The organism is Pseudomonas sp. G(2018), assembly GCF_005502415.1.
Classification (GTDB): Bacteria; Pseudomonadota; Gammaproteobacteria; order Pseudomonadales; family Pseudomonadaceae; genus Aquipseudomonas.
Genome location: NZ_SCOO01000004.1, coordinates 62519 through 75255, shown reverse-complemented (window position 1 = coordinate 75255; position 12737 = coordinate 62519). Strand labels below are relative to the sequence as shown.

Genomic DNA, 12737 nt, shown 5'->3' with positions numbered 1-12737 from the left:
CGATGTCCAGAATTCAATGCCCGCGCTGCCTGCGTCCGCAAAGCCACTGCCTGTGCCCGCTGATTCCCAGCCTCGACAGCCGCACTCGGGTGTTGCTGTTGCAGCATCCAAACGAGGTGAGCCATGCCCTGAACACCGCGCGGCTGGCGGCGTTGGGCTTGAACAATGCCGAGTTGATCGTCGGCGAGGTATTCGAGGATTTGCCGAGGTTGTTGAATCAGCCGGGGTACCAGGCACGTTTGCTGTTCCCCGCCGACGATGCGCAACCGATGCAGGCTTACAGCGCATCCGATGAGCCGTTGCTGCTGGTGGTACCGGACGGTACCTGGCGCAAGGCGCGCAAGATGCTGCACTTGAATCCACTGCTGGCGGCGCTGCCAAGGGTGACCCTGGCCGAGGGCGGCGTGTCCCGTTATCGGCTGCGCAAGGCACCGGGGCCGGGAGCGTTGTCGACGGTGGAGGCGATTGTACAGGCGTTGCAGACGCTTGAAGCGCCGGCTTCATTCGAACCGTTGTTGAAGCCGTTCGAAGCGTTGATCGAAGGGCAGATTGCGGCGATGGGGGAGGAGGTTTTTCAGCGTAATCATGGGCCGAAATAGTCGTTGCCTGTTCGGGCCTCTTCGCGAGCAGGCTCGCTCCCACATTTGATCGCATTCCATTGTGGGAGCGAGCCTGCTCGCGAAAGCGATAGAACAATCACCCGAAATTCTGATCGAGACTACCGCTCGCGCATCGCCTCAGTCCGCGCTTTCAGCACCGGTTTCAGCAAATAATCCAACACCGTTTTCTCCCCGGTAATGATATCCACCGTCGCCACCATCCCCGGAATGATCAGCAGCGGTTTCGCATCCCCGCCCAAATGGTTTTTATCGGTGCGCACCTGGATCAGGTAGAAGCTGTTGCCCTTGTCGTCGGTAATGGTGTCGGCACCAATCAGCTCAAGCTTGGCGCTCAGGCCGCCATAGATCGTGTAGTCGTAGGCGGTGAACTTGACCATGGCTTTCTGCCCCGGATGCAGGAACGCCACGTCCTGTGGCCGCACTTTGGCCTCGATCAGCAGGTTGTCTTCCAGGGGGACGATTTCCACCATATCGCTGCCCGGCTGGACCACGCCGCCAATGGTGTTGACCTTCAACACCTTGATGATGCCCTTGACCGGCGAGGTCACCGTGGTACGGGTCACGCGGTCGTCGATGGCGATGCTCGACGCCGTGATTTTCGACAGGTCGGTGCGTTTCTCATTCAGCTCCTTGGCCGCTTCCGAGCGGAAGGTTTGTTCCGACTCGTCGATCTTGCTTTTGATCTCGGCCATCGCCGATTCCGCCCGGGGGATCGCCAGGGTGGTAGCGTTCAGCGAACCGCGGATTTCCACGGCGCTGCGCTTGAGTCGCAGGATCTCCACCGGCGATACCGCACCGGTCTTGACCAGCGGCTCGGACATGGCCATCTCCTGATTGACCAGCGCCAGGCTTGAACTGTATTGCCCGGCTTTCGAGCGGAATTCCGCCAGTTCCTGGGTTTTTTGCCGAAGTTGTTCACTCAGCGTGCGTTGTTCGCTGGCCAGTCGACGTTGTCGTTGTTCGTACAGCGAGCGTTCGTCTTCGGCCACTTGCGGCGCCTTGGCGATCACTTCTTCCGACAGTTTGAAGGGGCGGCCTTCCGCTTCTGCCGACAGTCGTTCGACCTGCGCGGTCAGTGCATACCGATCGGCCTCGCTTTCGCCCTTGTTCGACTGGTAGCGCGTGTCATCCAGGCGCAACAGGGTGTCGCCCTTGTTCACCATTTGCCCTTCGCGCACGAAGATCTCGGTGACGATGCCGCCCTCCAGGTTCTGGATCACTTGCACCTTGCTCGACGGAATGGCCTTGCCTTCGCCCATGGTGACTTCCTGCAACACGGCGAACTTGGCCCAGACCAGCGCGCTGATCAACAGCGCTGCCGCCAGCCACACGGTGACCCGCGACCAGCGCGGTGAATCCTGCAACGAGGCGCCGGCCGTTTCCGGCATGAATTCAACTTCGGCGCTTTTGCCAAAGCTGCTGAAGTAACCACGCGAGCCTTGGTCCGCAGACATGGGCAACTCCTAGACCGCCGCAGAGCCGACGCGGCCCTTGCGCAGTGCATCGATGACCGCTTCTTTCGGTCCGTCGGCGACGATCCGCCCGTTATCCAGCACCACCAGCCGATCCACCAGGCTCAGCATCGAGGTGCGGTGGGTCACCAGCAGCACGGTTTTGCCCTGGACCCAGCCGTGGAGTTTTTGCCGCAGAACGTCTTCGCTGCTGTTGTCCATGGCGCTGGTGGGTTCGTCGAGCAGCATGATCGGCGGGTCCAGCAACAAGGCCCGGGCCAGCAACACGGCCTGGCGTTGGCCGCCGGAGAGCAATTGCCCGCGCTCGCCGACGGGGCGGTCGAAGCCTTGCGGATGTTGCCGGGCCAGCTCGGTGACGCCGGTCAGTTCCGCCACTTCAAGCATGCGCGCGTCGCTGATGTAGCGCGCGCCGAGGGTCAGGTTGTCGCGCAGGCTGCCGGCCAGCAGCGGCAGGTCATGGGCGACGTAACCGATCTGATGGCGCAGGTCGGCGACATCCAGTTGCCGCAGGTCGAGGCCATCGAGCAGCAACTGGCCTTCCGCAGGTTCGTAGAACCCCATCACCAGGCGCGCCAAGGTACTTTTGCCCGAGCCGCTGCGGCCGATGATGCCGATCCGTTCACCGGGTTTCACGCTGAAGCTGACATTGGCCAATGCCGGGGCGCTCTGGCCGCTGTAATTGAATGTCACGCCGATCACGTCCAGCGCGCCTTGCAGTTGCGTACGCTCCAGCGGCCGTTGCCGGGCGTCCCGTTCCTGAGGCAGGGACATCAGGGCGTCGGTACTCTTCATGGTCAGTTGCGCTTGCTGGTAGCGGGTGATCAAACCGGCGATTTGCCCCAGCGGGGCCAGTACCCGGCTGCCGAGCATGTAGGTCGCCACCAACGCACCGACGCTCAGGTTGCCGGCGATGATGCTGTAGACCCCGGCAACGATGGTCGCCATGCCGGAAAACTGCTGGATGAACAGGGTGCCGTTGGTGGCCAGCGCCGCCAGGTTGCGCGCGTGACTGTCGAGGCGGGTGAGGGCGCCGTGGGTGCTTTCCCATTTGTGCTGGCGCTCGCTTTCGGCGCTGCAAGCCTTGAGGGTTTCCAGGCCGCCGAGGGTTTCGATCAGCAGGGCCTGGCGTTCGGCCCCCAGGGTCAGGCTTTTTTGCACGGTGTCGCGCAAGCGCGCCTGAATCACCATGGCGAAAATGATGGTGATCGGAAATGCCAGGATCGGGATCACCACCAGCCAGCCGCCGAGCAGGCCGATCACCAGCAACATCAGCAAGGCAAAGGGCAGGTCGATCAGGCTGGTGAGGGTCACGGCAGTGAGAAATTCCCGCAGGCCCTGGAAGTCATGAATGCTCTGGGCAAAACCGCCGATGGTCGCCGGGCGGGCTTTCATCGCCATGCCTGTGATGCGTTCGAACAGCGTCGCCGACAGGATCACGTCGGTTTTCTTCCCGGCGGTGTCCAGCAAGTGCGCACGCACCACGCGCAGTACCAACTCGAAAACGGTGCCGATCAGCAAACCGATGGACAGCACCCACAGGGTCGAAGTGGCCTGGTTCGGCACTACGCGGTCGTAGGTCTGCATCACGAACAGCGGCACCATCAGGCCCAGCAGGTTGATCAGGAAACTCGCCAGGACCGCGTCGCTGTACAGCCATTTCGACAGCTTCAGCGTGTCGCGAAACCAGGCCTGGACCCGCGGCACCAACGGCGAGCGCAGGTTTTCGAGTTCATGCCGTGGCCGGGCGAACAGGGCCTGGCCAGCGTAATGTTTTTCAAGCTCTTCGGTCCTGATCCATTGTTCGCCGCCGTCGGCTTCGCTGGGCAGGATCAACAATCGACCGTCTTCGCCATGGCGGCGCAGCACCGCCGTGCGGCCATCGTTGAGCAGCAGCATGACGGGCAGGTTGAGCGGGGAAATATCCTTGAGGTCGCGGCGCAGCAGGCGCGCCTGCAAACCAGCCCGGGCCGCTGCGCGTGGCAGCAGGTCCAGGCTCAGGCGTTGGTGTGCCATTGGCAGCCCGGCACTGAGGCTGGCGCGACTGACCGTCGCGCCATGGAGTTTGCAGAGAATCAACAGACCGTCCAGCAGTGGGTCATCGAAGCTCAGGCGCGGATCGACACCGGTGTTGCCAGGTTCCATGCTGGTCACATTGATCGCTCCCTTGCACTACTTCAGTTCAGGCAAACGCGCTTCGTTTTTCACTTCGGTCTGGGCGATCGCATCGGCGGGCAACACCACCCGCTGTTTGCTCAACAACTGGCCCATGTTCGCCAGTACCCGGTACATCGAAAACTCTTCGGTGTAGCGCACTTCGGTGTAGCGGCGGTTGGCGTTGTAGAGTTCGTTTTCACTGTCCAGCAGGTCGAGCAGGGTACGTTGGCCGAGGCCGAACTGATCCTGATAGGCCATGCGCACGCGTTTACTGGTTTCGGCGTATTCACGGGCGGTCGGGGTTTGCTTCTTGGCGTTGACCATGGCGTTCCAGGCCAGGTGAATGTTTTCGTTGAGCTGGCGCAGGGCGTTGTTGCGGATGTCCATGGCCTGATTGATCTTGTGGGCGTTGGATTGCAGGCGCGCCTTGTCGCTGCCGCCGCGGAACAGGTTGTAGTTCATCACCACCCCGACCCGCCATTCGTTGTCATGGCCCTCTTCGCCGGCGATGTTGTTGTTCGCGCCCACCGCGGCCTCTGCGTCGAAACGTGGGTAGAACGGCGACTTGGCAACCTCGTACTGGCTCTCGGCCGATTGTACGTCGGCCTGGGCGGATTTCAGGTAGGGGTTGTTTTCCACCATGCTCTGCTGGGCTTCCGGCAGGCTGGCCGGCAGTTCGCCGCGGGTCGAGGGCGGGGTTTCAAGTTCATCGGGCAAGCGCCCGACGACGGCGTAGAAGTTCGACTCGGCGTCGGCCAGATCCACCTCGGCGGTGTCGAGGTTGTTTTCCGCCAGTGCCCGACGAGCGGTGGACTGGTCGGCATCGGCGTTACTGCCGACACCGCGTTCGGTACGCAGGCCGATCTGGTCGTTGACCCGCAAATGCGCTTGCAGGTTGTTCTTGGCCAGCGTCACCAGCTCACGGCGCTTGAGCACTTCGAGATAGACCTCGACGGTGCGCAGGGCCAGGTCCTGGGCGGTGCCCTGGGCGTAATAGGCCCGGGAGTTGACCACGCCCTTGGTGCGCTCGACCTCGTTGGCGGTATTGAAGCCATCGAAGAGCATCTGCCGCAGGCGCAATTCCGATTGGGTGTAGTTGAGGATTTCCGTGTGGTGATCGCCGAACGCGCGCGTATTGGTGTTATCGCTGTACCCGCGTCCATAGGCGGCGTTCAAGTCAACCGATGGATAAAAGCCCCCCTTGGCGACCTTCACGTCTTCATCGGCCGACAGACGGCTGTCCACCCGCGACGCCAATTCCGGGTGGGTCGCAATGGTGCTTTGGATCGCCTCGGTCAATGACATGGCTTGAGCCTGAGAGGTGCAGGCCATGGCCAATAAAACGGCGGTGTAGAGGGGGGTTAAAAGGCGCATGGGTACATCTCCCTGAGTCCTGATGGTGCTTTATGAGTCGCCAATTATTTGACGACATTTATAGGCAAACCGTTTCATGCTTTTAACAACAGAGCTAAGAACATTCTGGAGAGAATCTAAGAAGTATTTCTCATAATGTTTATGTCGAAAAAAACTTATGCGCTCTGCAAAATCCAGCACATTGTTCCATTGCGAAGCCCTTGATTTATGAGCTTTAGGGCGCTCATGAGGGCTTGGGAAAAGTTCCGATCCATTTATCGACATAGGGCGGAGAGGTGCTGGAGGGGAGGGACGTGTAACGGAAATTGGGTGACGGTTTTTTGTCACTCGGGTGATTCAGAACCGTTACGCTTCGCTCGCAGGGCAAGTTGTCTCGGATGTGGAACTCGATGCCATTGATCGCAAAGGGTTTTATTCCCACCGTGGACGACGCCCGTGAGCAACACGCTGGGCGAGATCGTCGCCGGGGCAGCGGCTTACTCAGGTAATGCCGCTGATCGGGTAGACGATCCGCCGGGCGACCCGTTTGAGCCATCCATGAGCATGTTCTCCGCAACAAAAAGGTGCCGACAGCGGTTGGCAACGGAGGAAATGCACATGGCTACGCTCATCGGTATCGTCAGTAAAGTCATCGGTCAGGTGTTCGCCACAGGGGGCGACGGCACCCGTCGCGTTCTGATCGAGGGCGACCGATTGTTCGCCGGTGATCAGCTCAATACCGGGGCCGAAGGGGCCGTGGCGGTGCATCTGCAAAATGGCCAGGAACTGACCCTCGGACGGGGCAGCAGCCTGCAAATGAACGCCCAGTTGTTGGCACATCAGCCACCCCGTGTGGACACGGCCGAGGCGGTAACGCCGACCCAGGCGCAGCTGACTGATGTCGAGCAACTGCAAAAAGCCATTGCTGCCGGTGACGACCCGACGCAGACCGCTGAAGCGACGGCGGCCGGGCCGGGTTCGACCGCTCCTGGCGGTGGTGCACTGGGTGGGGGCCACAGTTTTGTATTGCTTGAAGAAGTGGGCGGGCGGGTCGATCCAATCATTGGCTTCCCCACCGCCGGTTTCAATGGCATCCCCGAGTTTCCCGAAGAGCGGCACGAAGGTGATGCCGACCCCGACGCTGACCCGGTGATCACGCCTGTCGTCAACAATCCGGTCACCCTCGATGGCCTCTCGGTAAAAGGCGGCGAACTGACCCTCAATGAAGCCAACCTCGCCGACGGCTCGGCGAGCAATCCCGGCGCGCTGACCAAGAGCGGCACCTTCACCGTCACGGCGCCCGACGGACTGACCAGCCTGAGCATCGGCGGGATCAACATCATCAGCGGCGGTGTCGCCGTGGGCTTCCCGCAGTCGATCACCACTGCGCTGGGCAGCACCCTGACCATCACCGGTTACAACCCGGCCACCGGTGTGGTGAGTTATAGCTACACCCTCAACGACAACGAGACCCATACGTCCGGTGACGGCACTACCCTCAGCGAGCACTTCACCGTGGTCGCCGGCGACAGCAACGGCGACACCGCCACCGGTTCCTTGGACGTCAACATCACCGACGATGTGCCGAAAGCGGTCGATGACGGCAATGGCACGGCATCGGAAACCCAAAAGACCCTGAACGGCAATGTGCTGACTAACGACGTGCAAGGCGCCGACCGTGTGCCGGTCGGTGAAAACGCCGGCCCGATCACCCCCGGCACTTTCGTCGGTAAGTATGGCACCCTGGTGCTGAACGCCAATGGCACTTACACCTACACCCTGAACACCAACGATGCGGACTTCAAAGCCCTGCACGGCGGTGGCAACGGCACCGAAACCTTCACCTACACCCTTACCGATGCCGATGGCGACACCAGCACCGCCAACCTGGTGCTGAACATCCACAACAACGACGATGGCGTGACCCTCAACGGTCTCGACGTATCTGGCGGCGAACTGACGGTCCATGAGAAAAATCTCAGCGACGGCACCAGCCCCAACGCCCCGGCCCTGACCCAAAGCGGCACCTTCACGATCACCGCGCTCGATGGCCTGCAAACCCTGACCGTGGGTGGCATCATCGTGGTCAGCGGTGGCGTGGCCGCCGGTTTCCCGCAATCGATCGTCACGCCGCTGGGCAGCACCCTGACCATCACCGGCTACAACCCAGTCACTGGTGTAGTCAGCTACAGCTACACCCTGGTGAACAACGAGGCCCACCCGACCGCCAACGGCGCCAACAGCATCACCGAGAATTTCAACGTCGTCGCCACCGACACCGACGGCAGCACTGCCACCGGGCAGATCAACGTCAACATTGTCGACGACCTGCCGACCGCCAAAGCCGACGCAGCCTCCGTGCAGGAGGGTGGTACCGTCAGCGGCAACGTGCTGGACAACGACATCGGCGGCGCCGACGGTCCGGCCGCCAGCGGCGCGGTGGTCGGCGTGCGTGCCGGGTCGGATACCTCGACCTCGGCCATCGGCGGCTTGAACAGCCAGATCAATGGCACCTACGGTTATCTGACCCTCGATGCCCAGGGCAACGCGGTCTACCACAGCAACTCTAACGCCGTGAGCGGCCCCGGCGCGATTGACGTATTCACCTACACCGTGCGCGATGCCGATGGCGATGAAAGTACCACCACCATCACCATCGATGTCTACAACAGTTGCCTGAGAGCGGTCAGCGACACCGACGTGACCGTGTACGAAAAAGCCCTCGACCTGAACAAGGATGGCCAGGACCTGGCCGCCGGTACGGTCGCCGGTAGCCAGCCTGGCAGCACCGGCGAAACTGCCAGCGGCACCCTGGTTGGCTCGGTCACCGGCGCCGTCGGGGCGATCACCTACACCCTGGTCGGCAGCGCCACCGGGGCTTACGGGCAAATTCACCTCAACCCGAACGGCACCTATACCTACACCCTGACTTCACCGCCCAGCACTACGCCGCATGCCAATGACGGCGCCAATGTCACGCACGAAACCTTCACCTACCAGGCTACCGACTCCCTGGGCAACGTCGTCACCAGCACCATCGTGGTCGACATTGTCGATGACGTGCCCAAAGCGATGAATGACAGCAACGCCCACACGGCGTCGGAGTCGTTGCTCACCCTCAACGGCAACGTACTGACCAACGACGTGCAAGGCGCCGATACCGTGGCGACCGGCCCCCACAGCGGTCCGATCACCGCGGGTACCTTCGTCGGTAAATACGGCACGCTGGTGCTGAACGCCAATGGCACCTACACCTACACCCTCAACACCAACGACGTGGATTTCAAAGCCCTGCACGGTGGTGGCAACGGGACAGAAACCTTCACCTATACCCTCACTGATGCCGACGGCGATATCAGCACCGCCAACCTGGTGCTGAACGTCCATAACAACAACGACCTGGTCATCATCAAGGGCCTGGATGTCGATTGTGGCGAGCTGACGGTCTATGAAAAGAACCTCAGCGACGGCTCCCATCCCAACGCACCGGCGCTGACCCAGAGCGGCACGTTCACCGTCACCGCGCTGGATGGCCTGCAAACCCTGACCGTCGGCGGTATCGCCGTGGTCACCGGAGGCGTGGCCGCCGGTTTTCCGCAAACCATCACCACGCCGCTGGGCAGCACCCTGACCATCACCGGCTACGACCCGGCCACCGGCGTGGTCAGCTACAAATACACCCTGGTGGACAACGAGACCCACCCGAATGCCAACGGTGCCAACAGCATCACCGAGAACTTCAACGTGGTCGCTACCGACACCGATGGCAGCACGGCGTCCGGGCAGATCAACGTCAACATCGTCGATGATTTGCCGACCGCCAAAGCCGACACCGCCTCTGTGATCGAAGGCGGCACGGTCAGCGGCAATGTGCTGGACAACGACATCGGCGGTGCCGACGGCCTGGCCGCGGTGATCGGTGTGCGCGCCGGCAGCAACACCTCGACTTCGGCGGTGGGCGGCCTCAACACTCAGATCAACGGTAACTACGGCTATCTGACCCTGGACGCCACCGGTAACGCGGTCTATCACAGCAACCCGAACTCGGTCGCTGCACCGGGGGCTACCGATACGTTCACCTATACCGTGCGCGATGCCGATGGCGATCAAAGCACCACCACCATTACCATCGATGTCTGCAACAGCAATATCAAAGCCGTCACCGACAGCGACGTGACGGTCTACGAAAAAGCCCTGGACCTGGGCAAGGACGGCCAGGATCTGGCGGCCGGCACCGTCACCGGCAGCGAACCGGGCAATACCGGTGAAACGGCCAGCGGTACCCTGGTCGGTTCGGTCACCGGCGCCAGCGGTGCGGTCACCTACACCCTGGTCGGCAGCGCCACCGGGACGTACGGGCAGATCCTGCTCAACCCCAACGGCACCTACACCTACACCCTGACATCGGCGCCGAAAACCGCGCCGGGTGCCAACGATGGTCCGAACACCCTGAGCGAAAGCTTCACCTACAAAGCCACCGATGCGGGGGGTAACAGCACCACCAGCACCATCGTGGTCAACATCGTTGATGACGTGCCTAAAGCCCTAGCTTCGGAACGTTCCGTGGCGGCTGTGGAGATCGATTCCAATCTGCTGCTGATCATCGACGTGTCCGGCAGCATGGCCGACGCCTCTGGCGTACCGGGGTTGTCGCGGCTGGAGCTGGCCAAGCAGGCGATCAGCGCCTTGCTCGACAAGTACGATGACCTGGGCGACGTCAAAGTGCAGATCGTGACGTTCAGTAGCAACGCCACCGACAAGACTTCGGTATGGGTCGATGTAGCGACGGCCAAATCGATTATCTCCGGCCTGACGGCAGGCGGTGGCACCAATTACGACGCGGCGGTGGACGTGGCGCAGGACGCGTTCAACACCAATGGCAAACTGACCGGCGCACAGAACGTCGGTTACTTCTTCTCTGATGGCAAACCCAATGAAGGGGATATCGGTAGCTCGGATGAGGCCGCGTGGAAAGCGTTCCTCGAAGCCAACGACATCAAGAACTACGCGATTGGCCTGGGCAACGGTGTGAGTAATGCCAACCTTGATCCGCTGGCATATGACGGCAGCACCACCCCCGGCAACAATACCAACGCGGTGATCGTCACGGATCTGAACCAGCTCAACTCGGTGCTTTCCGGCACGGTCATCGGCGCGCCGGTGACCGGTTCGTTGCTGGGCGAGGGCGGTACGTTCGGGGCCGATGGTGGCTTCATCAAAACCATCACCGTCGATGGCACCACCTACACCTATGATCCGAAAGGCAACAGCAACCAGGGTTCGCTGAACTTCAGCGGCGGCGCCAACCATGGCACTTTCAACACGGTCAACAACACCCTGAGTATCGCCACCGACAACAAGGGCACCCTGGTGGTGAATCTCGATACCGGCGAATACAGCTACGTATCGCAGAAAACCACCTCAGTGGCGCTCACCGAAAACATCGGCTTCACCGTCAGCGACAACGACGGCGATCTCGCCAGTTCGACCCTGGTGGTCAAGGTCATTCCGAATGCTCCACCGGTGGCCGCCGATGATCACATCATCACCAACGTACTCTCGGGCAACATCACGGTGCCGGGTGAGCTGCTGCTGGCCAATGACACTGATCCAGATGGCGATCCGCTGAGCGCATCGCCGAGCAACTATTACACAGGCTGGGTCGGCAAAGGCGCGGACTTCAAGGGTTCCGGTGCGATCGACTTCTCCGGCAGCGGCGTCAAACCGAGCAACCAGAACCTGGCCAATGTGCGCGAGTCGTTCGCGGCCAATGCCGCAACCATGACTGCACTACTGGTGGTCAGTGGTTACCTTGGCCCGATCAACGCGGCCAACACCAACGATGAGGACCGGATCACCGTTAACCTCAAACAAGGTGAAACCCTCAACCTGGACCACAACCTGGCAGCCGGCCATATCGCCATGGAGTACTCCATCAACGGCGGCGCCTGGATTGCCCTGGCTGATGGCCAGACCATCACCGCGGCGGCGGATGGTGTGTACCAGATCCACATCACCAACATCACCAACACCAGTGGCAGCGGCGTCAACAATTCGGAAGGCTACCAACTGACAATGAAGCTCGACTATTCCGGGGCGCATGACATCACCCCGGACTACCACGGCACCTACACAGCCAGCGACAACCATGGCGGCAGCGACAGCGCCAACGTGAGCATCAGCTACCAGAATGGCCATACCCTCACCGGTACCGCCGGCAACGACACGCTGGTGGCGGGCAGCGGCGACAACATCCTCAATGCCGGTGACGGCAACGACATCCTCACCGCAGGCACCGGCAACAACGAGTTGCACGGCGGCGCCGGCAATGACTTGCTGTTCAGCGGCGTGGGCAATGACCTGCTGGACGGCGGCACTGGCAACGATACCGCCAGCTACGCCCATGCCACGGCGGGCGTCACGGTCAATCTGGGGACGAGCGGGCCACAGAATACGCTGGGCGCCGGCACTGACACCCTGACAGGTATCGAGAACCTCGTCGGCTCGAACTTCAACGACAGCCTGACCGGTGACAACAACAGCAACATCATCACCGGCGGCCTGGGCAACGACGTACTCAAGGGCGAGGGCGGCGACGATTTCCTGATCGGCGGCCTGGGCAACAACACCCTGACCGGCGGCAGCGGCGCCGACACCTTCCAGTGGTTCAAGGGCAGCGGCGGCCATGATGTGATCACCGACTTCACGCCGGGCACCGACAAACTCGATCTGTCGCAACTGCTGCAAGGGGAAAACGGCACCGCGGCTTCGCTGGATGACTACCTGCACTTCACCGTCAGCGGCAGCGGCGCATCACTGGTCACCAGCATCGACGTCAGCGCCATGGCCGGTGCTGCGCCGAACCAGACCATCGAGCTGGCCGGCGTCAACCTGGCCAGCCATTACGGCGTCACCCCGGGGGCGGGCGGGGTGATTTCCGGTGCGGACTCGGCGACCATCATCAACGGCATGCTCAACGATCATTCGTTGAAGGTGGATACCGTGTGACCTGAGGGTCTGCCTCACACAAACCCCTGTGGGAGCGAGCCTGCTCGCGATAGCGGTTTCACATTCAACAAGGATGTTGACTGAACCACCGCTTTCGCGAGCAAGCTTTGCTTCTACAGGTCTGCCTGAC

Annotated in this window: 5 protein-coding genes; 2 read left to right on the top strand and 3 right to left on the bottom strand. The window is 61.6% G+C overall.

Annotation, left to right across the window (positions count from 1 at the left end; all coding sequences use genetic code 11):
* Nucleotides 1-2 precede the first annotated feature (2 nt).
* Nucleotides 3-599 carry a tRNA-uridine aminocarboxypropyltransferase gene (locus tag FFS64_RS05340; protein WP_137804497.1) on the top strand — a complete coding sequence of 199 codons (597 nt, stop codon included), beginning with the start codon at nt 3-5 and terminating at the stop codon, nt 597-599.
* A 119-nt stretch (nt 600-718) separates the two neighbouring features.
* On the opposite strand, the gene FFS64_RS05335 is transcribed toward FFS64_RS05340, so the two are convergent.
* Genes FFS64_RS05335 through FFS64_RS05325 form a run of 3 tightly spaced genes read right to left on the bottom strand, consistent with a single transcriptional unit; the run spans nt 719 to nt 5620 of the window.
* Nucleotides 719-2074, bottom strand: coding sequence for an HlyD family type I secretion periplasmic adaptor subunit (locus tag FFS64_RS05335; protein ID WP_137804496.1), 1356 nt, complete (start codon nt 2072-2074; stop codon nt 719-721).
* 9 nt (nt 2075-2083) lie between these two features.
* Complete coding sequence (locus FFS64_RS05330; RefSeq protein WP_137804495.1) at nt 2084-4243, bottom strand: type I secretion system permease/ATPase; 2160 nt, start codon at nt 4241-4243, stop codon at nt 2084-2086.
* 18 nt (nt 4244-4261) lie between these two features.
* On the bottom strand, nt 4262-5620 hold the full coding sequence (locus FFS64_RS05325; RefSeq protein WP_137804494.1) for a TolC family outer membrane protein: 1359 nt from the start codon (nt 5618-5620) through the stop codon (nt 4262-4264).
* A 597-nt stretch (nt 5621-6217) separates the two neighbouring features.
* Here FFS64_RS05325 and FFS64_RS05320 point away from each other — a divergent pair.
* On the top strand, nt 6218-12607 hold the full coding sequence (locus FFS64_RS05320; protein WP_137804493.1) for a retention module-containing protein: 6390 nt from the start codon (nt 6218-6220) through the stop codon (nt 12605-12607).
* The last annotated feature ends 130 nt before the right edge of the window (nt 12608-12737 follow it).

What these genes read in the sequence shown, in the direction of transcription:
- FFS64_RS05340 (WP_137804497.1), top strand. Translation starts at nt 3, where the DNA reads ATGTCCAGAATTCAATGCCCGCGCTGCCTGCGTCCGCAAAGCCACTGC.
- FFS64_RS05335 (WP_137804496.1), bottom strand. Translation starts at nt 2,074, where the DNA reads ATGTCTGCGGACCAAGGCTCGCGTGGTTACTTCAGCAGCTTTGGCAAA.
- FFS64_RS05325 (WP_137804494.1), bottom strand. Translation starts at nt 5,620, where the DNA reads ATGCGCCTTTTAACCCCCCTCTACACCGCCGTTTTATTGGCCATGGCC.
- FFS64_RS05320 (WP_137804493.1), top strand. Translation starts at nt 6,218, where the DNA reads ATGGCTACGCTCATCGGTATCGTCAGTAAAGTCATCGGTCAGGTGTTC.